General features: G+C 59.4%; 26 protein-coding genes. 8 read left to right on the top strand and 18 right to left on the bottom strand.

Annotated elements, in window-relative coordinates; translation table 11 throughout:
• Positions 1-75: 75 nt before the first annotated feature.
• A complete protein-coding gene (gene dctP, locus CTT34_RS15995) occupies positions 76-1071 on the bottom strand; it encodes a TRAP transporter substrate-binding protein DctP (protein WP_159343310.1) in 996 nt (331 codons plus the stop codon).
• Between the two features lie 154 nt (positions 1072-1225).
• Between dctP and CTT34_RS15990 the strand changes: the two genes are divergently transcribed.
• The 3 genes from CTT34_RS15990 to CTT34_RS15980 all read left to right on the top strand — a co-directional run bounded on the left by CTT34_RS15990 (position 1226) and on the right by CTT34_RS15980 (position 4189).
• The gene (locus CTT34_RS15990; protein WP_159343309.1) at positions 1226-1909 is read left to right on the top strand and encodes a GntR family transcriptional regulator; all 684 of its coding nucleotides are present in this window, start codon (positions 1226-1228) and stop codon (positions 1907-1909) included.
• A 121-nt stretch (positions 1910-2030) separates the two neighbouring features.
• A complete protein-coding gene (locus CTT34_RS15985; protein WP_159343308.1) occupies positions 2031-3035 on the top strand; it encodes a GlxA family transcriptional regulator in 1005 nt (334 codons plus the stop codon).
• The gene (locus tag CTT34_RS15980; protein ID WP_159343307.1) at positions 3026-4189 is read left to right on the top strand and encodes an MFS transporter; all 1164 of its coding nucleotides are present in this window, start codon (positions 3026-3028) and stop codon (positions 4187-4189) included. The genes CTT34_RS15985 and CTT34_RS15980 overlap by 10 nt, the downstream gene beginning before the upstream one ends.
• Here the strand turns inward: CTT34_RS15980 and CTT34_RS15975 are convergent.
• The 5 genes from CTT34_RS15975 to CTT34_RS15955 are packed head-to-tail and all read right to left on the bottom strand — an operon-like array spanning position 4186 to position 9462.
• Positions 4186-4632 carry a phosphatase domain-containing protein gene (locus tag CTT34_RS15975; RefSeq protein ID WP_159343306.1) on the bottom strand — a complete coding sequence of 149 codons (447 nt, stop codon included), beginning with the start codon at positions 4630-4632 and terminating at the stop codon, positions 4186-4188. The genes CTT34_RS15980 and CTT34_RS15975 overlap by 4 nt on opposite strands.
• Before the next feature lie 9 nt (positions 4633-4641).
• The gene (locus tag CTT34_RS15970; protein WP_159343305.1) at positions 4642-5724 is read right to left on the bottom strand and encodes an MBL fold metallo-hydrolase; all 1083 of its coding nucleotides are present in this window, start codon (positions 5722-5724) and stop codon (positions 4642-4644) included.
• Entirely contained in the window at positions 5721-6791 is a 1071-nt protein-coding gene (locus tag CTT34_RS15965) for an ABC transporter ATP-binding protein (protein ID WP_159343304.1), read from the bottom strand. The genes CTT34_RS15970 and CTT34_RS15965 overlap by 4 nt, the downstream gene beginning before the upstream one ends.
• Entirely contained in the window at positions 6779-8479 is a 1701-nt protein-coding gene (locus tag CTT34_RS15960; protein ID WP_159343303.1) for an ABC transporter permease, read from the bottom strand. The genes CTT34_RS15965 and CTT34_RS15960 overlap by 13 nt, the downstream gene beginning before the upstream one ends.
• 2 nt (positions 8480-8481) lie before the next feature.
• Positions 8482-9462, bottom strand: coding sequence for an ABC transporter substrate-binding protein (locus CTT34_RS15955; RefSeq protein WP_159343302.1), 981 nt, complete (start codon positions 9460-9462; stop codon positions 8482-8484).
• Between the two features lie 157 nt (positions 9463-9619).
• On the opposite strand from CTT34_RS15955, the gene CTT34_RS15950 reads away from it, so the two are divergent.
• Complete coding sequence (locus CTT34_RS15950; RefSeq protein ID WP_159343301.1) at positions 9620-10378, top strand: DeoR/GlpR family DNA-binding transcription regulator; 759 nt, start codon at positions 9620-9622, stop codon at positions 10376-10378.
• On the opposite strand, the gene CTT34_RS15945 is transcribed toward CTT34_RS15950, so the two are convergent.
• Positions 10375-10659 carry a YrhK family protein gene (locus CTT34_RS15945; RefSeq protein WP_159343300.1) on the bottom strand — a complete coding sequence of 95 codons (285 nt, stop codon included), beginning with the start codon at positions 10657-10659 and terminating at the stop codon, positions 10375-10377. The genes CTT34_RS15950 and CTT34_RS15945 overlap by 4 nt on opposite strands.
• Positions 10660-10858: 199 nt before the next feature.
• Here CTT34_RS15945 and CTT34_RS15940 point away from each other — a divergent pair, with 199 nt between their 5' ends.
• Complete coding sequence (locus CTT34_RS15940) at positions 10859-12094, top strand: GGDEF domain-containing protein (protein WP_159343299.1); 1236 nt, start codon at positions 10859-10861, stop codon at positions 12092-12094.
• Here CTT34_RS15940 and CTT34_RS15935 read toward each other — a convergent pair.
• Together CTT34_RS15935 and CTT34_RS15930 are read right to left on the bottom strand one after the other, a co-directional pair.
• A complete protein-coding gene (locus CTT34_RS15935) occupies positions 12042-12506 on the bottom strand; it encodes a DMT family transporter (protein WP_159343298.1) in 465 nt (154 codons plus the stop codon). The genes CTT34_RS15940 and CTT34_RS15935 overlap by 53 nt on opposite strands.
• Positions 12507-12519: 13 nt before the next feature.
• A complete protein-coding gene (locus tag CTT34_RS15930; protein ID WP_159343297.1) occupies positions 12520-12948 on the bottom strand; it encodes a DMT family transporter in 429 nt (142 codons plus the stop codon).
• 88 nt (positions 12949-13036) lie between these two features.
• On the opposite strand from CTT34_RS15930, the gene CTT34_RS15925 reads away from it, so the two are divergent.
• Complete coding sequence (locus CTT34_RS15925) at positions 13037-13969, top strand: LysR family transcriptional regulator (protein WP_159343296.1); 933 nt, start codon at positions 13037-13039, stop codon at positions 13967-13969.
• A 42-nt stretch (positions 13970-14011) separates the two neighbouring features.
• Here CTT34_RS15925 and CTT34_RS15920 read toward each other — a convergent pair whose 3' ends face one another.
• Entirely contained in the window at positions 14012-15691 is a 1680-nt protein-coding gene (locus CTT34_RS15920; protein ID WP_159343295.1) for a methyl-accepting chemotaxis protein, read from the bottom strand.
• Positions 15692-15874: 183 nt separating this feature from the next.
• Here CTT34_RS15920 and mtnK point away from each other — a divergent pair, with 183 nt between their 5' ends.
• Positions 15875-17137: an S-methyl-5-thioribose kinase gene (mtnK, locus tag CTT34_RS15915; protein WP_159343294.1), complete on the top strand. Its 1263-nt coding sequence runs from the start codon at positions 15875-15877 to the stop codon at positions 17135-17137.
• A 178-nt stretch (positions 17138-17315) separates the two neighbouring features.
• On the opposite strand, the gene CTT34_RS15910 is transcribed toward mtnK, so the two are convergent.
• From CTT34_RS15910 to mtnB, 3 genes are read right to left on the bottom strand one after another with little or no spacing between them, the layout of a single operon-like run.
• Positions 17316-17864 carry a 1,2-dihydroxy-3-keto-5-methylthiopentene dioxygenase gene (locus CTT34_RS15910; protein WP_159343293.1) on the bottom strand — a complete coding sequence of 183 codons (549 nt, stop codon included), beginning with the start codon at positions 17862-17864 and terminating at the stop codon, positions 17316-17318.
• 37 nt (positions 17865-17901) lie between these two features.
• Positions 17902-18588 carry an acireductone synthase gene (gene mtnC / locus CTT34_RS15905; protein ID WP_159343292.1) on the bottom strand — a complete coding sequence of 229 codons (687 nt, stop codon included), beginning with the start codon at positions 18586-18588 and terminating at the stop codon, positions 17902-17904.
• Positions 18585-19175 (bottom strand): methylthioribulose 1-phosphate dehydratase, encoded by a 591-nt coding sequence (gene mtnB / locus CTT34_RS15900; protein WP_159343291.1) that lies wholly within the window; start codon positions 19173-19175, stop codon positions 18585-18587. Before mtnB ends, mtnC begins: the two co-directional genes overlap by 4 nt.
• Positions 19176-19279: 104 nt before the next feature.
• On the opposite strand from mtnB, the gene mtnA reads away from it, so the two are divergent.
• Positions 19280-20299 carry an S-methyl-5-thioribose-1-phosphate isomerase gene (gene mtnA, locus CTT34_RS15895; protein ID WP_159343290.1) on the top strand — a complete coding sequence of 340 codons (1020 nt, stop codon included), beginning with the start codon at positions 19280-19282 and terminating at the stop codon, positions 20297-20299.
• Between the two features lie 45 nt (positions 20300-20344).
• On the opposite strand, the gene recQ is transcribed toward mtnA, so the two are convergent.
• The 5 genes from recQ to CTT34_RS15870 form a co-directional block, all read right to left on the bottom strand.
• Positions 20345-22465 (bottom strand): DNA helicase RecQ, encoded by a 2121-nt coding sequence (recQ, locus tag CTT34_RS15890; RefSeq protein WP_159343289.1) that lies wholly within the window; start codon positions 22463-22465, stop codon positions 20345-20347.
• A gap of 62 nt (positions 22466-22527) precedes the next feature.
• Positions 22528-23370 carry a carbohydrate ABC transporter permease gene (locus CTT34_RS15885; RefSeq protein ID WP_159343288.1) on the bottom strand — a complete coding sequence of 281 codons (843 nt, stop codon included), beginning with the start codon at positions 23368-23370 and terminating at the stop codon, positions 22528-22530.
• On the bottom strand, positions 23367-24251 hold the full coding sequence (locus CTT34_RS15880) for a carbohydrate ABC transporter permease (RefSeq protein WP_159343287.1): 885 nt from the start codon (positions 24249-24251) through the stop codon (positions 23367-23369). Before CTT34_RS15880 ends, CTT34_RS15885 begins: the two co-directional genes overlap by 4 nt.
• 65 nt (positions 24252-24316) lie before the next feature.
• Positions 24317-25597: an ABC transporter substrate-binding protein gene (locus CTT34_RS15875; RefSeq protein WP_159343286.1), complete on the bottom strand. Its 1281-nt coding sequence runs from the start codon at positions 25595-25597 to the stop codon at positions 24317-24319.
• A gap of 44 nt (positions 25598-25641) precedes the next feature.
• Entirely contained in the window at positions 25642-26769 is a 1128-nt protein-coding gene (locus tag CTT34_RS15870) for an ABC transporter ATP-binding protein (protein ID WP_159343285.1), read from the bottom strand.
• Positions 26770-26909 lie beyond the last annotated feature (140 nt).

Genomic DNA, 26909 nt, shown 5'->3' with positions numbered 1-26909 from the left:
CCTCGTCAAGCTCAGCAAGCAGCGGACAAACGTGGCCACTCAGCGAGTGGCCAGCACGGTCAATGGGGGCGCGCCTTACTCGACGGCAAGCGCTGCGTCGATGATGGCCTGACCGTTGGGAACGTTATCGGCAAAGTTTTTGTAGGAGGTTTCGCGGGCAATCTCTAGCCAGGCGTTGTAGTCATCCTCGCTCATACTGACCACCTCGACGCCGTTCTCCTCGTACACGTCGACCATCTGCTGGTCGATGGCAGCCGCTTCTTCCGCGAAATAGACCTCGGCGGCCTCACCGGCTTCCATGAGCGCGGCTTGCTGCTCCTCGGTCAAGCCTTGCCACACCTGCTCAGAGATCAGGATGGGCTCGTACATAAACCAGAGGGCGTAATCGCCGGGTTCCGTCAAGCACTCCACCTGTTCGTAGAGGCGGAAGGAGATGAACGACATAGAAGAGGTGTTGGCGGCTTCTAGCACGCCAGTTTGCATGGCGGTGTAGACCTCTGACGAGGGCATGGAGGAAATCGACGCACCGGCCGCTTCCAGCATCTCTTCAAACGCAGGGCCAGCGGCGCGGATGTTCTGCCCATTCACCGTTTCTGGGGAGGTAATGCACTGCTCGCTAGAGGCAAAACCGCCCGATAGCCAAGCATCCGCTAGCACGCGTGCCCCGCCTTCGATGATGACGTCTTTAATCATCGTCATGTACTCGGAGTCGTTCAGCCGCTGGGCGTGGGCCTGGTTACGCACCAAGCCTGGCATCAGCGTGGCGGAGAACTCCGGGTGGCGGCCACTAGCGTAATCCAGCGGCAGCGAGGTGATGTCCAGGCGGCCGCGGGCGATGGCGCCCCACTGCTCACGAGCCTTAAACAGCGACTGGCCTGGGTAGACTTCGATGGTTAAGCCGACATCCGCATCGGCGACATGGCGTGCCATCATCTGCACCATTTCATCGCGAATGTCGCCCTGGCCCCCGGGGAACTGGTGCGAAGCGCGTAGGACGGTGTCCGCATTGGCGTGGGAGGCTGCAATAGCAAGGCCCAGGGCGGCAGCGGTGGGCAGTAAGAAGCGTTTCATGTGGCGTCTCCAACAGTTGTTGTTGTGTGTTTGGATTAGCGTTGTGTGTTTATCAGGCGAGCTGATATATATTTCAATAGCGGTTATGTATGCTAATGTCAAATTTATGCCATATTTATGTCATCGCCTGCGGCGTTACCGAAGGAGGTCAGTCATGGCGGATACGAAGCGTTCCAACGCACAGCGGCTAAGGGATTCTTTAGAGGATGACATCATCAACGGGCGGCGCGCCCCCGGCGAGCGGCTAGACCCGGAAGCCCTTGGCCAAGAGTTCAATGTGTCGCGCACCCCAGTGCGTGAGGCGTTTCAACAATTGGTGGCCAGCGGTCTGGTCACGGTCTCGCCGAAGAAAGGCACGTTCGTTGCGAAGGTGGGTATCGATCAGTTAATCGAAATGTTTGAAGTGATGGCAGAGCTTGAAGGCATGTGTGGCCGCTTGGCCGCGCGGCGTATCAGCGAGCCAGAGCTGGCGGCGCTTAAGGCCGCACACAAGCGCTGCGAAGCCGCCGCCCTGGCGGGCGACACCGATGAGTACTACTACGAGAACGAAGCGTTCCATGACTGTATCTATACCGCCAGCCACAACACGTTTTTAGCCAGCGAAGCCCGCCAGCTCAAGCAGCGTTTAAAGCCTTACCGCCGCTTACAGCTGCAGGTCCGCCAGCGTATGCACAACTCGCTCCATGAGCACCAAACGATCGTCGATGCTATCGAGCAGGGCGACGCCGCCCAGGCCCAACAGGCGCTCTGCGACCACGTGTTGATTCAAGGCGAGCGCTTTAGCGACTTCGTTGCCAGCGTGCGCCGTATGGAAGCGCCGATGGAGCGCACGGGATGAATTTTTACTGCCCGTAAGAGCACGATATTCATGTCCTTATCGGTGGGGTAATGGTCCTTGCCGACATGGGGCGCAGCGCTGACACTCTCTCTAGTTCCATCCTTTTTGTTGGAGAGAGACAGTGACACGCCATATTGCCCTGCTTGCCTACCCCGACTGCCAACTGCTCGATGTCAGCGGCCCTTGGCAGGTCTTTGCTAGCGCGAATGCGTTAAGCCCTCAGCCGCTGTATCAATTAACGCTGGTCGCTGATGCTATTGGTCCAGTCATCTCCAACGGTGGGTTGGCAGTGCACGCCACTCACTCTTACCACCAGCTTCACCAGTTACGGCCGCTGGATACGCTGTTGGTGTCAGGCGGCAGCGGGGTGATGCAGCAGCGAGAGGTCACAGCCGTAAAGCAAGTGCTGTGTGAGATAGCGTCTGACGTTAGGCGCCTTGGCTCCATTTGCTCTGGGGCGTTTTTGCTGGCGGAGGCGGGCCTGCTGGATGGCTGCCGCGTGACGACCCACTGGCGGCATGCGGGACAATTGGCGGATGAGTATCCGGCGCTGTCCGTTGAGCCGGATGCGCTCTATATCGAAAGCCATGGCCGTTACACCAGTGCTGGGGTGACCGCCGGGATTGATTTGGCGCTATCGCTGGTAGAAGCGGACCACGGTGCTGGGCTGGCGGGTCAGGTGGCCCGTGAGCTGGTGGTGTTTTTACAGCGTCCCGGTGGTCAGTCGCAGTTCAGTGAGATATTGCGCCGTCAGCAGTCGGCGGGGCCGCTGCGACGTTTGTTGGACCGGCTCCATGCCGATCCGGGCGAAGACGTTGGCTTGGAGAGTATGGCCGAACAGATGGCGGTCTCCCCACGCCACCTGACGCGGCTGTTTAAACGGCATTTAAACACCACGCCAGGCGCTTATTTGACGCAGCTTCGCCTGGAGCAAGCCCGGCTGGCGCTGCTTCATGAGCGGGAGCCGCTCTCCCTTGAGCGTCTGGCACAGCGCTGGCGGCTGGGCGACGCGGAACAGTTGCGTCGCCAATTCCAGCGCTACTACGGCGTTTCCCCCTCGGTGTATCGCCAGCGCTTTGCCTCTTCTCAAGCCGCTGCTTTTCAGGGGAGCATCTCATGCCCATAACCGTCACTCTCTTATCACTTTGCCAAGCGCTGTTGGTGACTGGCAATGTGCTGCTGATTGGTATCTCGCCGCTGATTGGCGCGTCGTTAGCGCCAAGCGCCTTCTGGTCGACGGCGCCCGTGGCTAGCCAATGGCTCGGCCTGATGTGCGCAACCATTCCCGCGTCGCTGATCATGGCAAGGCTGGGTCGTAAGCGGGGGTTCATGCTGGGCAACATCGTTGGGCTGGTGGGGGCACTGGTAGCCGCGCAGGCGCTGATCGGCGAGCGGTTTGGACTGTTTTTGCTAGCGACGTGGCTGATCGGTGTGGGGATTGGGTTTGGTCAGCTATATCGCTTTGCGGCGGTAGAGGCCGCGCCAGCGCCGATGCGTGACCGAGCGATTGGGTTGGTGATGGGCGGCGGCGTGCTAGCGGCCTTTGCCGGGCCGTGGCTGGCAAGGGCAAGCCGTGAGCTGGGCGAGGTGCCGTTTCTAGGTAGCTTCATAGGGCTGGCGGCTCTCTACTTACTTGCCTTAATCGTATTGATAATGATCCGGTTACCGTCCGCATCTCGAACCCACCGCGAAGGCACGCCACTGCCGTTGGGTAAGATACTCCACCAGCCAGGGTTTATGGTGGCGGTGAGTGCCGCGATGGTGGGGTACGGGGTGATGAACCTGGCGATGACGGCCACGCCATTGGCCATGGAGAGCGCAGGGCACCACTTTCACCACGTCTCAATGACCATTCAGTGGCATGTCGTAGCGATGTTTCTTCCCTCCTTTTTTACGGGCCACTTGGCCGCTCGCTTCGGCGCTAGGCAAGTGATTGTGGCGGGCTGCTTGCTGTTGGTGGCGAGCGCGTTGGTTGCCCAATGGGATATCGGCTGGGCGGGGTTCAATGTGTCGCTGGTGTTGCTGGGCCTGAGCTGGAACTTCACCTTCTTGCCCGCCACTGGGCTGCTCACTGAGAGTTACCGCCCGGTCGATAAAGCGCGTACCCAGGCGGCCAACGAGTTTTTCGTGTTTGGCACCGCTGCGATGACGGCATTGGCTGCCGGGCCTCTGGTGAACGGCTTGGGATGGGCGACGCTGAACCTAGTACTGATTCCCGTCTCGATAGTGCCTTTGGTGGTGATGGTTTGGCAGCGCCGCGCAAGCTTGGCAAGCGCTTAAAAATCCCCCGGTGCGCACTGTAGGCAGGTCAGCCCGAGTGCGCGCCACTGAGCGACGACGGCATCGCGGTCGTCCAGCACGAGCCAGGGGGCGAAGCCGTCGCTGTGCATTTGGTTCAGTAGCGCTGATTTCACCTCTTCGTCATCCACATGGTCATCGCCTTCCGGGCGTAAGTACATGGCGTCGAAAGGAATGTCATGGCGGGTGAGCCATGCCTGGGTGTGCTCTCGGTGGCTGTCTGGGCGGCCACTGCAGATGACGATGTGCTGGCCTTGGGCTTTTAGCAGTTTGACTAGTCGGGCGACGGGCTCAATCACCGGCGCGTTCGCCATGTGGGCAAAGAAAGGGTCCCACTGTTTGGCGGGGCCAAGTACCCACTCGTGGACATCGGCAGGGTGAAACTCGGCCAGCGTGCCGTCGACATCAACAATGACTGCGTTCATAGACGTTTCCTAATGCGTTAACAGAAGTGAAGAGAGCGGGCGCGCCGCGGACGGGACGTTTAGCGAAGGCTGCGTGATGAACCGTTCGCCCAGCAGGGCACGCCAAGCGGCCTCAGCATTGGCATGGAGCGGCGTAAACAGCGGTGCCAATTGGGTGGCCTGGAGCTGGTTGGCGAGGGCCACCAAGTGCGAGGCGCGCAAATGAACGTTCCAGCGCTGCCAAAGCACCTCGCCAGCGGCGAGCTGTTGGCGACGCTGTGGCGTTAAGTAGCCAGTGTGGAGCAGGTGGTGATGCGGCCAATCGGCAGGGTTATCGCCACGGTCGCTGACCAGCCAAAGCGCCGGGTCGCGGGCATTAGGGCGTTTTAAAAGCGCTTGGATAGCCTCGTCTAACCCTTCACGGCGAAGGTCATTAGGCAGCGCGAGTAGGGCGGCCAGGTTATCGCGAATGATCGAATCAATCGCCAAGGGCAGGTGGCGTTGGTCCGCCTCTTCCGCCAGCCATAGCGCCATTTCCAGGGCGCGCCCTGTTTCTGGTACCGGCAGCACCAGCGGGTGGTCTAACGCTTTGCCAATGGCGTGGATGCACTGCGCTTGGGGCTGGTCGTAGCGGCCGTAGGAGGCATCCAGCAGCGCCGTGTGTGCGGGTGGGGGCGCATCAAACGGAAACAGGCGCGACTCAAAACAGGCATCGCCGCTGTAAAAAATACCGCCTGCAACGTCGAGATGCAGCCAGACACCGCCTAGCGAATGGCCCGCTTGCCCGGTGGTCACCGTCATCCCTTCGACGTTAATACGACCCCGGTAGGGCAGTGGCTGCCACGCCCGTTGCGGGGGCAGCGCCTTGGCGACTAACGGCGTGCAATAAAGCGGAATCTGCGCAGGCAGTTCCGCGACGCCGCCAATGTGGTCCACGTGGTCATGGCTGATCAATACGGCGTCTACGTCCAACCCGTGTGCCCAGGTAATCGGCTCGTCGGGGTGCAGTGCGCCTCCGGCATCCAGCAGCAGGCGTTTGCCTTGCGCTTCCACCACGATAGCCGCTGGCCCTTTGCCGCCCAGCCCACTGAGGATCTGAATTGTGGCGCTCATTGGTCAGGCTCCAGGCACCAGCCTTCCAACAAGCGCACCGCGACGTGCTGGCCCTCGTTGAGCGCCGTGTGATGATAGGCCAGCAGCGCTTCTCCCGTGGATAAGCGCAGGTGTAGCTCATAGCGTTCACCGCGAAAGGTAAGCCGCTCCACGCGTCCGGTTAAGTCGTATGGGCTAGGCGAGTGCGCGGACGACGGTGCAGGGGAGTGTGCCTCAATACGGATATGTTCAGGACGTACCAAAACGGGCTGAGTGCGCGCCGTGAGCGGCGCGGCCAAGCCTTGCATCAGCGCTGATTCACTTAGTCGCTGGCCCGGTGCGCCGCCTGCGACCTTTAGTTGGCTACCTTGGCCGATAAACCGTGCGACCCATTCGCTACGCGGCTCTCGGTAGAGCGTTTTAGGCGTTGCCCACTGTACCAGCGCGCCGTCACGCATCACCGCAATGCGATCCGCCATTGCCATGGCTTCGCTTTGATCATGGGTCACGTACACCATGGTGGCTTGGGTGCGGCGGTGGAAGTCGACAAAGCTGTGCTCCATAGAGGCGCGCAGGTTGCGGTCCAGGTTGGCGAGCGGCTCATCGAGCAGCACCACGTCTGGGTCGGTGACTAGGCAGCGCGCTAACGCTACCCGCTGGCGCTGGCCACCGCTGAGCTCCTGTGGAGCGCGCTGGGCGTAGGGAGTAAGCGCAACCTGCTCCAGCGCGTGGGCGACTCGGCGCTGATACTCGCTGCCCTGAACGCGGCGCAGTTTCAGCGGGTAGCCCACGTTATCGGCCACGCTCATGTGCGGCCAGAGGGCGTACGACTGAAATACCATCGCCATGTTGCGCTGTTCAGGGGGCACATGGTGCTGGTCGCTGGCGAGTAGCGTGCCGTTGAGCGTGACGGTGCCGCTGCTGATCTGCTCAAACCCCGCCAACATGCGCAGCATGGTGGTTTTGCCGCAGCCGCTGGGACCGAGTAGGGCCACAAACTCGCCGGGGGCAATCTCCAGCGACAGATCATCAACCGCCCGGTGATCGCCAAACTGTTTGGTCACACGATGAATAGCTAGCCCTGCCACGGCACGACTCCTTTAGGTAGACGCGGGGCCAGCAGGCTGAGAGATAGCATCAGCGAGGCGACCATGATCACTACCAGCACAGAAACTGCCGATGCCAGCACGCTTTCGCCGCCCTCGTCTAAGTTGAAAATCAGTACGCCCAGGGTTTCATTGCCGGCGCTCCAGAGCAGCGCGGAGACGGTCAGTTCATTCACTGCCAGCAAAAATACCAGCAGCCCGCCGGCAAACAGCGAGGGCGCAATCAGCGGTAAAAGAATGGTGATGAGCCGACGCCAGGGGCCTGCGCCCGCCAGCTGAGCGGCTTCTTCCAGTGAGGGATCTAGCTGGGCCAAGCTGGCACTTACCGGTTTCAGGCAGACCACCAAAAAGCGCGCCAGATAGGCCACAAAGATCAATCCGAGCGTGCCGTAAAGCGCTAGGTTGATGAGCGGTAAAGGGCGGACAAACAGTAAAATACAGGCAATCGCCAGTACTACGCCGGGCAGCGCGTACGGTAGCTCAATAGCGCTAAGGGTGAGCTGCTGCAGGCGCGGTGGAAGGCGCTGTAGGCGGTAAGCGAGCGGCAGGCTGCATAGCATCAGTACCAGCGCGGCACCGCCTGCCAGCCAAAGACTGTTACGCACTGCCCGCCAAGTGGCTCCTTGGCGGCCAATCACTTCGTGATAGGCATTGAGCGTGATGGACTCAACGCTCAGTGGCACGCCCATGGCAGGCACCAAGGAGCTCACCACCAGCGCGGCCAGCGGCGCGACCAGAATCACCAGCAGGACGCCGACCAGCAAAGCCGTCACGAGGGGGCGATAGCGGCCTAGCGAAAAATCGTGGGCGCGGCCGCTATGGCCGCCTAACCCAAACCGGCTGCGGTTCATCCAATGCTGCTGCAAGGCCACGCCTGCCAGCGCCAGGATGCCGATCAACAGAGAAAGCGCCGCCATCTCTGCCAGTACGCCGGTGCCGAAGCTGGCCATGCGCTGGTAAATCAGCGTGGGCAGCACGTAATAACCGGCGGGAATTCCCAGCATCGCGGGAATACCAAAGTTACCCAGGCTAGAGATAAACGCCATGGCGGCCCCGGCAATCAGGCCGTGGCGGGTGATGGGTAAGACAATATGGCCCCACACCTGAGTTTGGCGCGCGCCGCTGATGCGTGCGGCTTCAATCAATTCACGTGGCAGGGACAGCAGAGACGTGCGTAGCGCCAAAAAGACTAGGGGCGCACTCTGAATGCCCAGCAGCAGCGCAATACCCTCTGCGGAGTAGAGCGGCTGCGGACTGCCTAGTGGCGGGGCCATGCCGATGCTTTTTAACAAGGGGCTGGCGGGGCCAAACAGCTGTAGCCAGCTCAGAGCGGTGACTTGGGGCGGGATCATCATGGGCAGCATAAAGCAGAACACTAGCCACGCTTTGCCGCGCATGTCCGTCAATGTGATCACAAACGCGAACAGGCTACCCAGCACCAGCGCAATCAGCATACCGAGGCCCGAGGTATACACACTGTGCCACAGCGCACGCCACGTGCTGGCAGCGTTGAGCACCTTCCACAGCGGCGCTTGGCTACCCTGGCCAAGGTCGCTCAATGCCTCGATGAGTAGTCGCAAACTGGGCGCGAGGCTGAGCAGTACGATGAGTAGGGTGATCAGGCTAAGCAGCCAGCGATGCTGGCTGCCAAGGTTGAGCGAAGGGGTCATGGTTAGCCGCCGAACAGATCGCTAAAGCGCTGCTTGAGCGTCTCTTCCTGTTCGAGCGCCTGCTCGATATCCACCGGCATGAGGTTGATCGTGCTGCGCTCAGGGAAGCCTTCTGGTGGCGTCACATCCGGGTGAGCAGGCAGGTAGCCCTGCTGGCTCACCAATTCTTGCCCCGGTTGGGAGAGCACGAAGTCGACAAATTTCTGAGCGGCGTCTAGGTTCTCAGCCTCTTGCATAATGGCAACGGGCTCGGTGACGGCGCTCACGCCCTCTTCAGGGAACACAAACGCCACGGGCGAGCCTTTCGCGGCTTCGCGGATGGGTAGAAAATCCACCACGATGCCGTAGGGCTTGGTGCCTGCGGCCACCGCATTGAACACGCCGCCGTTACCGCCCTGTGCTTCCGTGCGGTTGGCCTGTAGTGCCTCGTAGTACTCAAGCCCTAATGCCGGGTTTTCACCGATGGCTGCCATATGAATTAGCGCCGCGCCGGAGTACAGCGGGCTAGGCATGGTGACGAGGCCTTCGTACTCAGGTCCGGTCAGATCTTCCCAACGTTGGGGCTGCTGCTCGGCGCCGGTGTTGTAAACGATACCGGTGGTGATGAGCTTGGTGCCGTAGAAGTAGCCTTCTGGGTCGTAAAGCGCTTCGTCGTAGGCATCGCGCTCAGGGCTGAGGTAGGGCTGCAGATGGCCCTCTTGTTTCAGCGAGGTCATGGTCATGCTGTCGGCAATCAGCAGCACGTCAGGATTGCTGACACCGGCAGCCAGCTCTGTACGCAAGCGTGTCATCAGGCGGGTGGTGCCATCGCGTACCCACTCCACTTCAATCTCCGGGTAGGCGGCTTGGAACGCATCGACCGTTTGCTGCGCATCGCTATTCGGCTGGCTGGTGTAGAGCACCAGCTTGTCATCAGCGAGCAACGACGTGGAGAGGGCAATGCTTGCGAGAGTCACGGCGGAACACAACGAGCGCTTCAACATCGGGAAAACCTCCAGTAGGTGAACAGCCACCACACTACTGTCATCGGCTTACAACATCGTGACACTACGCTTTCGTTTGATAGCGGTTAGCTTTCGCTGGCGGGAAAGTTTTTTTCGTTTTGCCAGCAAGCACGATAAAGAGAAAGGTGGGGGCAGCATGAACGTGACAGAAAGGCGGCGTGCCGTGTTGGCGCGCGTGCGGGGAGAGGGGCGGCAAACGCTGGTAGCGCTTGCCCATCACTTTGGCGTCTCCGTGCAAACCCTGCGGGGGGATATTCGCGTCTTGGCTGAGCAGGGGTTGATTCTGCGCCGCCACGGCGAGGTGATGCCCTTTCCTGATCAAGAGAATGTGGGTTACGACCAGCGCCAAATCGTCAATCAGGAAGGCAAACGGCATATTGCACGGCAGGCGGCGTCGTTGATTTCTAATCACCAGTCGCTCTTTTTGGGGACGGGGACGACGGTAGAGCAGCTAGCCGACGCGCTGCGGGACAAGCAGGGACTGCAGATTATGACCAATAACCTGCACGCTTTGATCAAGTTATGCGCGCTGGAGTGTGAGCTGGTGGTGGCCGGAGGCCGCGTACGCCGCCGTGATCAGGATGTGATTGGTGGCGACGCTTGGCGCTTTTTTCAGCGTTATCGAGTGGATATTGGCATTGTCTCTGTGGGCGGTATGGATAGTCACGGCCAGCTCTACGACTACAACGACGACGAAGTAATGGCCCGTGAGGCGCTGCTGGCCCACGCGGCGTACCGAATTTTAGTGCTGGATAAGACCAAGTTCGACCTACCGCTGCGCTGCGCCGCCGGTTCGCTGGCAGACTATCACGCGGTAATTACCGACAGCCCGCTGCCCGATCGTTTAAGAAGCCCGTTAGCCGCCCAAGGCGTGCGCTTTATGAGCGCAGGTTAGGCATCGTGCTGCTCGTCCGGCAGCCGCTTGAAATAGATGTAGCGATGCAGGCGGATGGCTGGGCGCATCAGCAGTTGCAGGCTGCCAATCACGAATAGCCAGACGCCGATGGTTTTGACGGTGCCGTCATAAAAGAAGCAGACGCTGCCAATGGCAAACCACAGTCCCAGCATGAAATCGTTGAGAATACTGAGCACTTCGTAGCGGCGGTGAATCACCAGCTCCTCATGCCCCATGGTGAAGGTCAGGTCGTGATGAGAGGCGGTGGTGGGACGCGTCATAGGGTCTCCGTTACGGGTCAGGTGAAAGAAATAGCGCGAAGAAAGCGTTGATCGTTCTGACGGTTGTGTGTCACAAAGGGGCTAGCCTAACCGCGTTAAGCGTAGTAAGCGTTTACCTACTCGTCAGTGCGCGTTTCGTCTCTTCGTCACGTTGTTCCGTCAGGATAGTCGAGAGACGCCGGGACTCAACGAGGTATGCATGACCAGTGACTCCTTTCACAACGCCATTGAGCGTGAGCTGGTGCGGCCCAGCTGGCAACTGCGTTTTGCCGATGAGTTAGAGGTGCGCTTCGAGAGCGACACCCAGCCCCAACGAAACCGCAACATGGTGGTGGCGGGTCTGATCGCCGCGCTGATTTACAGTCTGTTCCTCATCAATGACTATAGCTTTCGACCTAATGAATTTTGGCTCTCTGTGCTAATAAGAGGGTTGGTGGTCATTCCCTTTGGTTTACCCATCTTGTGGGCCATTTACAAAGGCGTCTCAGGGGGCGCACGAGAAACCCTAATGGCGAGCACCGTTGTGGTGGCCATGGTGGCCTCTTGCGTGATCTTTATATCCTCTCGGTCGCCATACTCCTATTTGGATATTTTCTCGTTCGGCCTGATTTTGGTCGTTGGCAATGTGCTTTACTCCCTGCGCTTTCAGTATGCGCTGGTGTCGTCACTTCTGAGCGTCGCCATCATGGTGTACTTCGTTGCGGGGTATGAGCCGATGCCGGTCGAGGTCAAACGGCTCGCGATTTTTACACTGTGTGCCAAAGCGATCTTCACACTGATCGCCAACTATCGGTTAGAAGCCAGCGAACGCAAGGCCTACCTGCTGTTGCTGCGCGAAACCCATCGAGCCGGACACGCGCTGCGCAGTAACGCGGAGCTGTCCAAACTGTCGTTAACAGACCCACTGACGGAGTTAGCCAATCGCCGCCAGTTCGATACCCTGTTTAACCTCTATTGGCAGCAGGCCGTGGAAGCGCGCGCCACGGTGGGCCTGATGGTCATCGATATCGACTGTTTCAAAGCCTATAACGACCACTACGGCCATTTGCAGGGCGATCACTGCCTCAAGCAAGTCGCCAGCGCGCTGCGTGCCCACGCGGACAACGCCTGCGTCGTGGCGCGCTTCGGCGGAGAGGAGTTTGTAGTGTTAAGCATGGGGCAGTCACATCAGACGGTGCTGGCCCAAGCCGAGCAGTTACGTCACGCGGTGGAGGCGCTGCAGTTGCCCCACCATGGCGGTGCAGTGCCTGCCAACGTCACCATTAGCGTAGGAGGCGCGGTGCTGCAGCCAACAGAGGATGTGAGCGCTTCGCAGCTATTCCGAGCCGCCGATCAGGCGCTTTACGAGGCCAAGCGCCAAGGGCGAAACCGGGTGGTGATGATCAACTCACGGGATGCACTGAGCGGCGATGGCTTAGGTAGATCAATACAATAGCCAACAGCAAGAGCACCATCGCCACGTAGCGTGACCCATCCAGCGCCCGTTCGGCGTTATTGAGCCATCCAAAGTGATCGATCAATAAGCTCATCAACAGCTGGCCGGAAATCACCGAGACCGTCGCTGCTGCAGTACCAACACGGGGCACTGCAAAGACGATCGCGAGCATATACACCACCCCAAACAGCGCCCCCGTGAGCTGCCACTTGGGCACGCTAAACAGAGTCGCCTCGTGGGACGGCTCAAAAAAGAACATCAGCAAAAAAGTCAGCACGGCACCCACGGCAAACGTTAGCCAGGCACTTTCCAGCACGCCGGTGTGAGCACCTAAACGGCCGTTAATGGAGGATTGAGCGGCCAAGACTGCGCCGCCTGCGAGCAGTAGAGCAAATACGATGGGTAAAAGCATGGTGTCTCTCCTATTACATCAACCAAAGCGCGACAAGGATCATGGCAAGAGCCCCTAAACGGTAGCCATCCACCTGGCGACGTTCGCTGCCGAGCCAGCCAAAATGGTCAATGGCTAAGCTGGCCGCTACCTGGCCGCACAAAATGCCGACCATGGTCATGCCGACGCCTACTAGCGGGGTGGCCAACGTTAAAATAATGACGTACATCGGCCCTAACACGCCGCCGGTTAACAGCCAGCGCGGCTGTTTGAACAGCGCACCCAACTTGCGCTTGGGCGAAAACAACAGCGCCAGTGACAGCAGCAGCGCCCCTACCATAAAAATGGAGAGCGTGGCGGAAAGGTGACCTACCTGCTCGCCAAGCGGGCCCAACAGCCCCGCTTCAACGGATAACCCCATACCGGCGATCAGTACGCCCAGCAGAATCAGTGCGTGTTGCATGTGTTGCTCCCTTCTTATGAAGAGGCAGCACTCTAAAGAGGAAGCCTTATTGCTACAATGCGCTAAAAAAGCAAAGGACTAGTGCATTTTGGACAACTCGATTCGTCTCTTGGCGCTGCGGCTGTTTGTGCGCGTGGCCGCCAGCGGCAGTTTTTCGGAAGCGGCGCGTTACTACGGGCTGCCTACCTCTTCGGCCTCTCGACACATCGCTAGCCTGGAGCGGGCGCTGGGGCAACGCTTGCTCTATCGCCATACCCGTGCGGTCAAGCTCACCGAGGCAGGGGAGCGCTATTTTCACGAAGTGCGCGATGCGCTGATGCGGTTGGAGCTAGCCACTGAGCAGGTGATGGGCGGCGCGCAGCATCCTCAAGGCGTGCTGCGCATCAACGCGCCCGTGGCCTACGGGCGACGCCATATCGCCCCGCATTTGGCGCGGTTTCAGCAGCAATACCCGGACATTCAGGTGGATTTAACGCTGGAAGATCGTTTTATCGATCCGGTGCAAGAGGGGGCTGATGTAGTGATTCGCGTGGGGACGCTCGCGGATTCAAGCTTGGTGGCCCGCAGCATCGCCCGGCAGCGTTTTATCGTCTGCGCGTCGCCGGATTATCTGGCAACACACGGCGCGCCTGCGTCGCCAGAGGAACTCAGCCAACATAATTGCCTGCTGTATAAAGGCAGCAAGGGAACGCAGCTATGGTACTTCCAGGAACGCCACGCACCACGGGCGGTGCGTTACGCTTTGTCGGGGAATTTGGTCGCTAATAATGCTGAAAGCCTAGTGGAAGCGGCGATGGCGGGGCAGGGCGTGGTGATGTTTCCCTCGTGGCTACTCTTCGAGCCACTGCGCCAGCAAACGTTAGTGCCGTTACTAACGCAGTGGGAAGCGTCTGAAGATGGCTATCTGGACAACATCTACGCTATTTATCCTGAAAACCGCCTGCGCTCATCGAAGGTGTCGGTATTCATGGCCTATCTAGAGAGCACGATTGGCGACGTTCCCTACTGGGATGGCGCTTGAGGTAAACCACTGCGGGTGGCAAATGCCACCCGCAGCGCAGAGTTACACGGCTTTTGCTCGGGGGAAGGCGCGCGGTTTTTCAGCCACGGGGAGTCGGTACACATTGTTGGCGGGTTGAGGAAGCGCGGGTGTGGGAGCCATCGCATTCGTGACCGGCATAAAGGCATGGGCACTGTGCGCCAGGTGATTGACCTCGCGAGAGAGAACGTCGACGGCGTTCAGATACGCGTCCATGCTGGCCGCACTCTCTTGGGTGCCCCGGTCGATCTGCGAAATGGCCTGACTGATCTGCGCGATGCCCTCGCTCTGCTCCCGAGCAGCCGCACGAATCTCTTCCATCAAGTCGTTCACGTTATGGCTGGCTTGGCGAATGCGCCCCATGGCATCGCCCGCTGAACCGGCTTTATGCTGTCCGGCTTCAATACGCTGGCGAGCGGTCTCGATCAGCGTTTGTACTTGATGGGCGGCCTCAGCGGATTGGCGTGCCAAGCGTCGTACCTCTTCAGCGACCACCGCAAAGCCTCGGCCATGCTCACCGGCTCGGGCCGCTTCTACGGAAGCATTCAGCGCCAAGATGTTGGTTTGGAAGGCAATGTTATCGATCGTTTTGACGATGCCCGCCATGTCTTGAGAAGTCGCGGTGATGCCCTCCATCGCATCGGCCAGTTCACGCATAATCGCCACCGCGTTGTCGACTTCGCTGACGTTCCCCACCGAGGCCTGGCTGGCAAGCTGGGCGTTATCTGAACTTTGGCGCACGGTAGAGGCGATTTGCTCCGCGCTGGCGGCGGTTTGCTGCACGGCAGATGCTTGCTGGTCGACTCGGTTGCCCATGGCTTGGTTATGGCGGGAAAGCTCTTCCACCGAGGGCATGACTTGCGCGATGCGCTGATCCAGGTCGCCAATCAGCGCGTCCAGCGAGCGGCGCATGAAGTTCATGGTTGCCAGTGTGTTATCCATGGCGGCATTGCCCACGGTGGGCACCTGCGCATTCAAGTCACCGGCGGCGATTTGCAGTGCGAAGTCGTTGGCTTTGTGCAGGAAACGACGCAGTCGGCGCGCCTGGCGCCACTGGTAGACGCTGAGCAGTAAGCCGGTGACAAAGATCATCGCGAGCAGCGGAGCCAGCACACCGCTTGTGACCTGACTGCTCAGCCACCAAGCGCTAGCCAGCATTAACGCGCCAGTGGCCGCCAAGGTAAACAGCACGCCAGCGACGTTGGCGAGCCGAGGGGCCCACCAAGTAGCGCTGACCAGCCGTTTGAGCGGGTTGCGGGCCATGACTTCGCCATGCTTGACCGTAAAGCGCCCCTGGTTTTCACGGATATCGCGGTAGATATGCTCGGCGTTGTCGACTTCTGCCTGGGAGGGTTTGACGCGGATCGACACAAAGCCGGTCACTTGGTTATTTTCCCGAATCGGCACCACGTTCGCCCTTACCCAATAATGGTCGCCGTTTTTTCGACGGTTTTTGACCAATCCGCTCCAGTACTGGCCCGCTTTAAGGTCGTTCCACATATCGGCAAACACGGGCGCGGGCATGTCTGGATGGCGCACCATATTGTGGGGTGAACCCACCAGTTCTTCATACTCGAAGCCGCTGATCTCGACAAAGCGATGGTTCGCGTAGGCGATGTAGCTGCTGTTATCGGTTTTAGAAATCAGCACATCATCTTCGCGTAGAGGGTGTTCCACCTGGGTCACTGGGCCATTGTTTTTCATGATGGAGTACCTGATTGGGTTAGTCAGGTATTACTATAAATCTGCTACAAGAGTTATCCATAGGCGTTGCATTGTTTAACATTTCCCGCGTTATGAGGCTTTACGTGGCCAGAGGTGGAAGCGAATTTGACAACCATTACTGGGTATGACAAACACACATCCATTTTGTGTGAGGAATCATCGGTGACAGACGAGCAGAGCTATCAAGCGTTGGGAGTGGATACCCTTGGCCAGCGGCTAGGCGGTGTGGAGGCCGTCGCCAGCCGCGTGGGCGGCAACCCCGCCGAGTGGCACATCCGTGAAGTGGGCGATGGCAACCTCAACTTGGTATTCATCGTGACGGGCAGCACCGGCAGCGTGGTGGTCAAGCAGGCGCTGCCCTATGTGCGCATGGTGGGCGAGAGCTGGCCGCTGCCGCTCTATCGCGCCCATTTCGAATATTACGCGCTGGTGCGTCAAGCCACGCGGGCGCCCGGCGTGGCCCCCGAGGTGTACTACTTCGACAAGCCCCAGGCATTGATCGTGATGGAGTACCTGCACCCCCATATCATTCTGCGGCGCAAGCTGATCAGCGGCGAACGCGTGGCGGAGTTGGGCGCTACTCTGGGTGAGTTCTGTGCGCGCACGGCGTTTCGCGGCTCTGAGCTTTCCATGGCAAGCCCGGATAAGAAAGCTGATGTCGGGTTGTTCTCTGGCAACGTGGCGATTCCGGCGATCACCGAATCGCTGGTGTTTACCGACCCCTACTACGGCGCGGAGATGAACCGCCACACCCCCGAGCTATCGCCCGTGGTGGACGAGCTGCGCCGCAACGCGCGCCTGAAAGCCAAGGTGCAGCGGCTGCTGATGAAGTTCACCGCCAACACCGAGACCATGCTGCACGGCGACCTGCACTCTGGCTCCATCATGGCCACCGACACCAGCGTGCGCGTCATCGACCCTGAATTTTCTCAATACGGCCCCATGGCGTTCGACTTGGGCATGGCGGTAGCCAACTTCTTCATGGCCTACTTTAGCCAGCCCGCCCACCGTGCAGCGAGCGATCTTGATGCCTATCAATCGTGGATTTTAGAAGTGATCACCGATTGCTTTACCCGCTTCGATGAGGAGTTTCGCCACCTCTGGCAAACCGAGCGCACCGGTATTCTGTTCCCCAGGTCGCTATTTGAAGAGCAGGGCAACAGCGCCGACGACGCCTGTGACGCGCTGCTGGAAGAAATCCGTGAAGATGCGCTGGCCTACTGCGGCATCGAAATGCACCGCCGCGTACTGTCGCTGGCCCACAACGCCGACTTCGAAGAGATCGAAGACACCGCCCTGCGCGCCAAGCTGGAAGCACGCAACGTGCTGATGGGCCAAGCGCTAATCATGGAGCCGCAAGCTTACTGTGATCTCAAGGCGCTGGTGGCTTTAGCCAAGGCATACAATCAGAAATCAGTGCTGTAAGCACTTTAGGTGGCACCTTCGGCACCGCTTTGCGGTGCTTCGCGGGTGCGCTCCGCTTACGCCACGCTACGAATGCCCCACCTGGAGTTCGGCGAAGCCATGTAGCGCGGCGTAACGAATCTTGCGAGGTACGAGCAAATGAGGCACCCGCGAGGGCGGCGATAGCCGCCTTCACACGTTAAAGCTGATCCAAACGATCAAACTTCCCGGCGATATCGCTGTCGGTCCAGTGGGGCACCCAGCCTTCCACGTTGTCGAAGAAGCGCAGCGCGGTGAATTCCGGCTCGGGGCCCATATCGAACCAGTGCGGGGTATTGGCAGGCACGCTGATCAGGTCGTTGCGGGTGCAGAGCACCTGATACACCTTGTCGTCGATATGCAGGCAGAACAACCCCTGGCCCTTCACGAAAAAGCGCACTTCGTCTTCATGGTGGCGGTGCTCGTTCAAGAATTTCTGACGCATCGCCTCTTTGTCTGGGTGGGTGGGCACCATGTGCAGCACGTCGACGGTTTGGTAGCCGCCTTTGGCTTTGACCCGGTCGATGTCCTCCTGATAGAGCGCCAGAATCTCCTCCTGGGTGGCATCGTCGGCAATCTCGCCCGGCGCTGCCCAGCGCTCAAATAGAACGCCTACCCGGTTCAGCTCAGCGGCAATTTGTTCGCCGTCCGTGGTGTCCAGCAGCGCATCATTAGGATGTTGATCGGCAAAGACTTTCAGTTGGGACATAAAGACGCTCCTAAGAGGTAAGGGGTGAACGTAGCCGTTAAAGGGCAATGTCGGCAAAGCTTTCGACACAGGCGTGTACAGTACCTGCCTGAGTACCTTCGCGCACGAGCTGCAGGGTTTGCATACCCGCCTGCTTGGCCGCATCCAGCTCTTCGACCACATCCGACAGGAACAGTATCGACTCTGCAGGTAGATCGAGCGCCTCGATAATGCGCTGATAGGCCATGGCCTCGCGCTTATGGCCAATGTGCGTGTCGAAGTAGCCGCTGAACAGCGGGGTCAAATCACCCTCGTCGCTGTAGCCAAACAGCAGCTTCTGCGCCTGCACCGAGCCTGACGAGTACACATAGAGCGCCACGCCTGCGGCCTGCCACTGGCGCAGCGCCGGAGCAACATCCGCGTATAAATGGCCGGTGAAGTCGCCGCGCTGGTAGCCGTCGGCCCACACCATGCCCTGCAGGGCTTTGAGTGGCGTCACTTTCTGGTCGGTGTCGATCCAGTGCAGCAGGGTGGCAATCACCGCTTCCAGTGTGGCGTCGGCGTCCTGCATCTCATGGCGCACGGCATCAATCTGCTCGGCCACCGCCGGTGCTTCTGCATTCTCACGCAGAAAGTCAGGCAGCTTGGCGTAGGCATAGGGGAACAGCACTTTGTGAACGAAGTGGATATCGGTGGTGGTACCTTCGATATCGGTCACGATGGCGCGAACGGTTGGGTTACTCATTGGGACCACCGGCTCTCTTCCAGTACACAGGCAAGTAAGAATTCGATTGCTTCCAGGTGGCGGCGGCAGCTGGCAATGCTGTCGCCCACGGCGTAAATACCGTGGCCCGCGACCAAAAAGCCCCAGGGCATCGGCCAGCCTTGGCGAACATGCTCGGCTAACTCCTCCATATCCTGGGAGTTGGGCACCACCGGCAAAAGAATCGTCGCATCATGCGTCACGTTACCCGCCAACGCTTTTTGCATCTCAAAGCCGCTTAGCTCAATGCCTTCGGGAAAGCGCCGCGACAGCACGGTGCTGGCGACGGTATGGGTGTGCAGCACGCAGTGAATGCTGGGGTCTAGCCGGTACAGCGCGGCGTGTAGGTCACTTTCGGCGCTGGGTTTGCCGTTGCCTTCCAGCACGCGGCCTTCCAGGTCACACAGCAGCAGGTCATCCGCCTGGATACGGGTTTTATCCCGCCCGGAGGCGGTGACTAAATAGCCCGCCTCGGTACGGGCAGAAAAGTTGCCGCCGGTGGCGGGCGTCCAGCCTTGCTGCGCCGCCCAGGAAATGGCGTCCAGCAGTTCGGTGTGTAAGGTGTTCATCGGGTCAGCATCGCCTCGTCTAGTGGCGGCCATTCTATATGATAAGCTTCGCGCCTGATAAGCCGTGCCGCTGTTCTGCTTGCCCCATTATCAAGGAGCCCCTCATGGTCAATTTACAGTCACGCAGTTTACGGGTGTATGCCGACTCGCTTGAGTATTTGGACCAAACCCGGCTACCCCAAGCCGAAGAGTGGGTGCGCTGCGACTCTCCCGACGCATGGCAGCACGCGGTTAAACATCTCGCTATTCGCGGCGCGCCGCTGATTGGTTTGAGCGCTGCTTTCGTGCTGGCCCAGTACGCCGCTCGCCATCCCGAATCCGAGTGGCAAGCCGTCAGCGACCGCTTACGGGCGACGCGCCCCACGGCGGTGAACCTGATGTACTGCCTGGACGCCATGGAAGCCTGTTTTGCCCAGGGCGCTGACGCCCTGGCCGAACGAGCCAAAGCGCTGTTTGAAGAGGACCGCGCGCTTTGCCAACGCATGGCCGAGCGGGGCGCTGACTTGCTGGCATCCGGCGACCGCGTGCTGACCCACTGCAACACCGGTGCGCTGGCCACGGCCGGTGTGGGCACCGCGATTGGCGCGTTGGCCATCGCCAAACAACGCGGCATCGATCTGCATGTCTATGTCGATGAAACCCGTCCGCTGCTCCAGGGTGGGCGTTTAACCGCGTGGGAAATGGCCGATTTAGGCATTCCCTACCAGCTAATCACCGACAGCATGGCGGCCAGCTTAATGGCAGCGGGCAAGGTGGATAAGGTGATGGTCGGCGCGGACCGCATCTGCGCCAACGGTGACTTTGCCAACAAAGTGGGCACCTACATGCTGGCGGTGGCGGCACACTACCATCAGGTGCCGTTCTACGTGGTCGCTCCTTACACCACGGTCGACCCCGCCTGCGCGACCGGCGCGGCGATTCCCATCGAACAGCGCGATGGCGCGGAGGTTCGCGGAGCCGCAGGCGCGTTTGGCGAGGTGGTGTGGGCACCGAGCGATGCCCCGGTGTGGAACCCAGCCTTCGACGTGACGCCCGCCAAATTAGTCACTGCCTGGATTCTGGATACCGGCGTATTCGACGCAGAGGCGATTGCACGGGGCGAGCATCTGCGGGGATGGCGCTAGGCTTTTACGAAAACTGCCTACGCTCGCCGACTTTTCGTAAAAAGCCTAACCCTTAGCAGCCATGGACGCCCGCACGCAGTGCAGAACCGGGTAATCAATACGGCCTTCCAGCGCTTCGAACACCACTTTCAGCCCCTGGCCGGGAAACTGCTCAAAAGCCGCGCGAATCTGCGCCAGGGTCGCTGGATCCAGATTGACCACCTCTTCCAGGGCCAGTTCGTTGCCTTGAATGGCATCGCTCAAATGGCGGTACACGGTATTGGCGGCCAGCCCGCGCTGCTCGGCGACCTGTTCCGGCGTTAGCCCTTGGCGCAGTAGCACGGCAGATTCAAGAGCGCTGCTGCCCACAGGGGCGCTAGCGGCAGGCTCATCAGGATGCGCCAGAACCACCTCCAGAAAGCCTTCGCCATAATCCTCCAGCTTGCGTGCGCCGATGCCCGAGATGGTGCCCAGCGCCTGCAGTGTCTGCGGTTTTTGCGCTACCAGCTCGGCCAGGGTGGCGTCGTTGAAAATCACGTAGGCGGGTACGCCCTGGGCGTCGGCAAGCGCCTTGCGATGCTGGCGCAGCGCTTCCCACAGCACGCCGTGGCCCTTGGCAGCGGAGGCGCCCTTACTGCTGCGCCGCGCGGGCTTGCTGGGTTTGCGCAGGGTGAGACTCTGCTCGCCGCGCAGTATGGGCTTGGCATTGGCGGTGAGCTTGATACCGCCATGGCCCTCCATATCCACGCTCAAATAGCCGCTGGCGATTAGCTGGCGAAAGAGCGCTTTCCACTCGCTGGCGGTGAGCTCCTGGCCAATGCCGAACGTACTCAAACTGTCATGACCGAAGCGGCTGATACGTTCGTTACGTTTGCCCAGCAGCACATCCACCAGATACGTCACGCCGAAGCGCTGTTCGGTGCGGTAGACACACGACAGCGCCTTCTGTGCAGCCACCGTGGCCTCCCAGGTGTCAGGCGGGGTGAGGCAGTTATCGCAGTTTCCGCAGGGTTCGTCTAATGAATCACCAAAGTAGTGGAGCAGCGCCTGGCGGCGGCAGCTAATGATCTCGCAAAGCCCCAACATGGCGTCGAGCTTCTGCTGTTCGATGCGCTTTTGCTGGTCGGCGGCACCGGAATCCTGCTGCATCTGGCGCAGAGTGATCACGTCCTGAAGCCCGTAGGCCATCCAGGCGTCGGCGGGCAGCCCGTCGCGTCCGGCGCGGCCGGTCTCCTGATAGTAGGCTTCGATGCTTTTGGGCAGGTTGAGGTGTGCCACAAAGCGCACGTCGGGTTTGTCGATGCCCATGCCGAAAGCGATGGTGGCGACGATCACCACGCCGTCTTCGCGCAGAAAGCGGGTTTGGTGCTGCTGGCGCTGCTCGGCGGGCAGCCCGGCGTGGTAGGGCAGCGCGGTGAGCCCCTGGCGTGCCAGCCAAGCGGCGGTCTCCTCCACCTTGCGGCGAGAAAGACAGTAGACAATGCCCGCCTCACCGTCGTGATGCGCGCGGATGAAACTCAGCAATTGCTCTTTGGCATTGCCCTGATTTTCAGCGATATGGTAGCGAATGTTGGGCCGATCGAAGCCGTTGTTGTAGAGTGCGGCGTCCTGAAGCTGTAGGTGCTCCATGATGTCGTGCCGGGTAGGCACATCGGCGGTGGCGGTGAGCGCGATGCGCGGCACGTTAGGAAAGCGCTGGTGCAGGTGGGAGAGCTGGCGATACTCTGGGCGGAAATCGTGGCCCCACTGGGAAACGCAGTGGGCTTCATCGATGGCGAACAGCGCAATGTGGGTCTGCTCCAGCAGCATCTGCATGCGTGCCGTGGCCAGCCGTTCGGGCGCGACGTAGAGAAGATCCAGCTCGCCCGCCCGCAGGCGATTCTCCACATCCATCGCCTCATGCATATCGAGGCTGGAGTTGAGGTAGGCGGCGCGCACCCCGTTCTGAATCAGCGCGGCCACCTGATCCTGCATCAACGCGATGAGCGGCGAGACCACAATCGCGGTGCCTTCACGTAGCAGCGCCGGGATCTGATAGCACAGCGATTTACCGCCGCCTGTGGGCATCAGCACCAGCGCATCGCCTCCGGCCATCACATGCTCAATGATGGCCTGCTGCGGGCCACGAAAGTGGTCGTAGCCAAAGACCTCCTGCAGTACCTTGAGGGCTGCCGAGTCGCCGTGCATCGCTGCTCTCCTTGTCGTGTGCGTGAAGGAGAATTGTCGCACGAAAACTCACGTGAGTTTGGCTAGCGAATCCCCGCGCGTAAAAACGATTGCACGAACTGGCGTTGGAAAAGCAGGAAGGCCACCAGCAGCGGCGCAATACTTAGCAGCGTTGCGGCGCTGACGGTGGCCCAGTTAACGCCGGTTTCTGGTGCTGAAAAAACACCCAGCCCGACGGTGAGAGGGCGGCTCTCCACCGAGTTGGTGACCACCAGCGGCCACAGAAAATTGTTCCAGTGGTGGCTGATCGACACTAGCCCGTAGGCCAGATAGGTGGGCTTGGCCAGCGGCACGTAGACCTTCCACAAAATTTCCAGCCAGCCGCAGCCTTCAATCCGGGCGGCGTCTTCCAGCTCTCGGGGGATGGTCTTGAAGGTTTGGCGCAGCAGGAAAATGCCGAAGGCGCTGGCCACGTAGGGCAGGCCAATGCCGGTGATAGTATTGATCAACCCCAAATCGCTGGCGATACGGTAGTTCTCGACGATCAGCACTTCTGGAAAGACGAACAGCTGAATCAGCACCAGCATGAACAGCAGGTTCTTACCGGGAATGGGAAAGCGGGCAAAGGCAAACGCCGCCAGCGTACACACCACAAACTGTGCAACGACAACGCCCGTGACGAGGGCAAAGGTGTTGAGGTAGTAGCGCGCAAAGGGCGCTTGAGCCCAGGCGTTCTTGAAGTTATCCAGCGTGAGCGGGGCGAATAGCTCGAAATTCACCATAAATTCGCTGGGGTGGAAGGCGGCCCAAAAGGCGTACAGCAGTGGGAAAATCCAAATAACCGCCAGCAGCCACGCAGCCACCGTTTCCAGCGCTGGTATTGAGAAAAAATGGGAGCGGGGCGCATAGGTAGTGGTGGTATTCATTGGTAGTGCGTCCTGCGATCTAGAATCGTGAACTTCAGCGTGGCAACCACTGCTAGTATTAGCAGAATCACTACGGTAATGGTGGCTGCTGTGGTGCGGTCAAAAAACGAAAAGGCGTTCTCATAGACGTAGTAAAGCAGTAGGTTGGTGGCGTTGTTGGGGCCGCCCTTGGTGAGTATAAATAGATGATCTACCACCCGTACCGAATTGATCAGCGCGTTGATTAATACAAACAGCGTGGTGGGCATGAGTAGTGGGAAGGTGACGCGCCAGAAAAAGCTCCAACGGCTGGTGCCCTCCAAGTCGGAGGCCTCTTTTAGCTCTGGCGGAATACTTTGCAGCGCCGCTAGATAAAAGATCATAAAAAAGCCGGCCTCTTTCCATACGGACATCACGATGACCGACCCAAGCGCAATACTTGGATCGCCCAGCCAGTTGATGCCAGAAAAGCCTAGTGTATCTAGCAAGCCATTAAGCAGCCCGATTTGCGGTGCGTAAAAAAACATCCAGATATTGGCAGCGGCGATCATAGGCAGAATGGTCGGCGTGAAGTAGGCCATACGCACTAGCCCACGCCCTGGCAGCTTTCCGTTGACGAACAGCGCCATGCCGAGGGCCAGAGCAATGGACGTGGGAATCGTACCCAGCGCGTAAATCAGATTGTTGCTGGCCACTTTCCAGAAAGTCGGGTCATCGAACAGTATTTGATAGTTTTCGACACCTGCAAACTCGGCGAGCGCTCCGCGAAAACCAGGCAGGAATAGACTGTTAATCAGCGTGGTGATAGTTGGCAAATAGGCAAAAGCTGCGAGCAATACCGCGGCAGGTAGCAACAGCAGCGTGCCGTACAGCTGCATTTTTCGATGGTTGTTTAGAGTCATGAATTGGCCGTGCGTCGAAAAAGCCGGGGCGTACCCCGGCGAGCATTGAATCTTTGCTAATTCGCTTATCGAGCGTAGCGGCGTAGCACGCTATCGGCTTCTTGCTGTGCTTGGCTGAGCGCTTCTTGAGGTGTCATTTGGCCGGTTAGAGCCGCTTGCACGGCATTATCCAGAGCGCGACGAATGCGGCCGCCTTGATAGGTGGAAAGCTCGGCAGTGCCGTGTTCAAGCTGGTCGCGGGCAACAGCGGCGGGCGCGAACTCTTCTACATAACTTTTCAATGCATCAGTTTCATAAGCGGCGGGACTTACACCCATATAACCGGTTTCAATCGACCACTCGGCGGCGCGCTCGGGGTCAGTCATCCAGCGGATAAAGGTCATCGCTGCGCGTTGCTCTTCTTCGCTGGCATCTTCAAAAATGTAGAAGTTGCCGCCGCCGGTAGGGCTGCCGCGCTGGGTTTTCATAGGTAGCATGGCGACGCCAAAGTCAAAATCAGCTTCGCTACGCACGGCCGTTAGGTTGCCTGTGGTGTGCCACATCATCGCTGTAGACTGCTCGATAAAGTTTTGACGCAGCGTGCCCCATTCGATGGTGCCATCGGGCATGGCATCGTGCTCAGAGGCCAGCGACACCCAGTACTCTAGCGCCTCAACGGCGGCGGGATCGTCAAAGTAGACCTCAGTACCATCGTCGCTCATCAAGCGATGGCCGTTCTGAAACGCGAAGGCCTGAAACATCCAGTAAGGGTAGCCGGTGGACGGCACCATCACGCCCCACTGCTCGCCATTGGAGGCTTCTCGCACGGTGGCGGCCATTTCAGCCATCTCTTCCCAGTTCTCAGGGGGCGTTTCGGGGTCTAGGCCAGCGGCTTCAAAGGCGTCTTTGTTCCAGAACAGGACGATGGTGGAGCGCTGGAAGGGAATACCATAGGTTTTGCCATCCAACTGGCCGTTTTCCATCAGGCCGGGGTAGAAGCTATCCAGCCACGCTTTCTCTTCCTCGGTTTCGATGAGGTCGTCAAAGGCCACGATGGCGTTTTGCTCAATCAGCTCGTACAGGTCGATGGAGAACAGCACCGATAGCTGAGGCGTATCGCCTGCTTCCATGGCGGACATGGCGCGTACTCGGGTGTCGTCATAGTTGCCTGCGTAGATGGCTTCTACGTTGATGTCAGGGTGTTCGCTTTCGAACTCTTCCACCAAGTTATCAACGACCTCGGTCAGTGCACCACCCACGGAAACAGGATAGTACATCGTTAAGTCGACACTGTTAGCGCTGGCGTGGCCGGCGCCTAATAGTGCTGCGGCCATGGCTGTCATTGCAAAAGAGAACTGAGAACGCATGAGAGACTCCACAAGTGTTTGTGATGTTGTCAGGATGAGAGCGGTCAGTGTTGGAACGAGCCCACTGCGGGCGGGCGCGGTACGCTTCGATGCGAAGCGGGTAAGGCAAGAGGCGCTAACGCTTGCTGACGCAGGCCCTGTTGATCAAACAAATGGACGCTATCTGGCGTCCAGTAGAGTTTGCAGGGCTTACCAGAGAGCGTTTGCTTACCGCTTAGACGAACGCGCACGGTGTGATTACCAACGGCGACGTGGGCAATGGTGTCGGCACCTAAGTACTCATCGCTGAGTACCTGGGCCGGGATGCCTGTCTCGGATGCTGGTCGCAGTTCGATATCTTCAGGGCGCACACCCAACTGCCCTCCAGCGGCCTCCATGGGTGCCACCGGGGTCGTGGTTTCGCCCTCAATAACGGCCCCCTTTTTACCTTGCACAAGAGGCAAAAGGTTCATGGCCGGGCTGCCAATAAAGCTGGCGGCAAAAGCGCTGGCGGGCTGGTTATAAAGCTCGTCGGGTGTGCCGTCCTGCACGATATGTCCTTGTTGCATCAAGATCACACGGTCTCCCATGCTCATGGCCTCTACTTGGTCGTGAGTGACGTAAACCACCGTCATATTGAGTCGTGATTGCAGGGCTTTAATTTCCCTGCGCATATCGCTGCGAAGCCGCGCATCCAGGTTGGACAGCGGTTCATCCATCAAGCAGATGGGATGCTCGGAGATAATCGCTCGCGCCAGCGCGACCCGCTGGCGCTGGCCACCGGAAAGTTGGGCCGGTTTGCGGTTCAGGTAATCGGTGAGATCGACCAGTTCGGCGACCTTGGCGAGCCGTTCACGTTGTTCTGCCTTGGCTACCTTGCGGCTGCGCAGACCAAACACGATATTGTCGGCCACGCTTAAATGTGGAAACAGCGCATAGGACTGAAACACCATGCTCAGTCCTCGGTCGCCGGGTGGCAGGCGTGTCACATCACGCTCACCAACATGAATTTCCCCGCCGCTGGCTTCTTCCAAACCAGCGATCATGCGAAGCGTGGTGGATTTTCCACAGCCCGACGGCCCCAGTAAAATGACGAACTGCCCTGGCTGTATATCGAAGGAAAGGTCTTTCACTGCGGTGGTCGCACCCCAGTGCTTAGAAACGCTTTGAAGGCGTATTTGCGGTTGGCTCATGGCTTGGCGCTCTACACGAGACTGAAAGTGGCTATAGCCAATCACATTGGGTCAATGATGTTTCCGTTGCGTGACACTTATATGGCGTTTGTTAGTACATGAATCCTCCCGGCAGCCATGGGGGCTACAGCAACCTATAC

The sequence above is a fragment of the Halomonas meridiana genome (assembly GCF_009846525.1).
Lineage (GTDB): Bacteria > Pseudomonadota > Gammaproteobacteria > Pseudomonadales > Halomonadaceae > Vreelandella.
The sequence above is the reverse complement of the archived record's forward strand: the minus strand, read 5'-3'. Positions and strand labels throughout refer to the sequence as shown.

Coding starts and splice junctions, on each gene's coding strand:
- CTT34_RS15980 (WP_159343307.1), top strand. CDS start 3,026: ATGCCCATAACCGTCACTCTCTTATCACTTTGCCAAGCGCTGTTGGTG.
- CTT34_RS15960 (WP_159343303.1), bottom strand. CDS start 8,479: ATGACCCCTTCGCTCAACCTTGGCAGCCAGCATCGCTGGCTGCTTAGC.
- CTT34_RS15970 (WP_159343305.1), bottom strand. CDS start 5,724: ATGAGCGCCACAATTCAGATCCTCAGTGGGCTGGGCGGCAAAGGGCCA.
- CTT34_RS15930 (WP_159343297.1), bottom strand. CDS start 12,948: ATGCAACACGCACTGATTCTGCTGGGCGTACTGATCGCCGGTATGGGG.
- CTT34_RS15990 (WP_159343309.1), top strand. CDS start 1,226: ATGGCGGATACGAAGCGTTCCAACGCACAGCGGCTAAGGGATTCTTTA.
- CTT34_RS15935 (WP_159343298.1), bottom strand. CDS start 12,506: ATGCTTTTACCCATCGTATTTGCTCTACTGCTCGCAGGCGGCGCAGTC.
- mtnB (WP_159343291.1), bottom strand. CDS start 19,175: ATGAACACCTTACACACCGAACTGCTGGACGCCATTTCCTGGGCGGCG.
- CTT34_RS15910 (WP_159343293.1), bottom strand. CDS start 17,864: ATGTCCCAACTGAAAGTCTTTGCCGATCAACATCCTAATGATGCGCTG.
- CTT34_RS15940 (WP_159343299.1), top strand. CDS start 10,859: ATGACCAGTGACTCCTTTCACAACGCCATTGAGCGTGAGCTGGTGCGG.
- CTT34_RS15870 (WP_159343285.1), bottom strand. CDS start 26,769: ATGAGCCAACCGCAAATACGCCTTCAAAGCGTTTCTAAGCACTGGGGT.
- CTT34_RS15945 (WP_159343300.1), bottom strand. CDS start 10,659: ATGACGCGTCCCACCACCGCCTCTCATCACGACCTGACCTTCACCATG.
- CTT34_RS15875 (WP_159343286.1), bottom strand. CDS start 25,597: ATGCGTTCTCAGTTCTCTTTTGCAATGACAGCCATGGCCGCAGCACTA.
- recQ (WP_159343289.1), bottom strand. CDS start 22,465: ATGCACGGCGACTCGGCAGCCCTCAAGGTACTGCAGGAGGTCTTTGGC.
- CTT34_RS15885 (WP_159343288.1), bottom strand. CDS start 23,370: ATGAATACCACCACTACCTATGCGCCCCGCTCCCATTTTTTCTCAATA.
- dctP (WP_159343310.1), bottom strand. CDS start 1,071: ATGAAACGCTTCTTACTGCCCACCGCTGCCGCCCTGGGCCTTGCTATT.
- mtnA (WP_159343290.1), top strand. CDS start 19,280: ATGGTCAATTTACAGTCACGCAGTTTACGGGTGTATGCCGACTCGCTT.
- CTT34_RS15950 (WP_159343301.1), top strand. CDS start 9,620: ATGAACGTGACAGAAAGGCGGCGTGCCGTGTTGGCGCGCGTGCGGGGA.
- CTT34_RS15975 (WP_159343306.1), bottom strand. CDS start 4,632: ATGAACGCAGTCATTGTTGATGTCGACGGCACGCTGGCCGAGTTTCAC.
- mtnC (WP_159343292.1), bottom strand. CDS start 18,588: ATGAGTAACCCAACCGTTCGCGCCATCGTGACCGATATCGAAGGTACC.
- CTT34_RS15920 (WP_159343295.1), bottom strand. CDS start 15,691: ATGAAAAACAATGGCCCAGTGACCCAGGTGGAACACCCTCTACGCGAA.
- CTT34_RS15880 (WP_159343287.1), bottom strand. CDS start 24,251: ATGACTCTAAACAACCATCGAAAAATGCAGCTGTACGGCACGCTGCTG.
- CTT34_RS15955 (WP_159343302.1), bottom strand. CDS start 9,462: ATGTTGAAGCGCTCGTTGTGTTCCGCCGTGACTCTCGCAAGCATTGCC.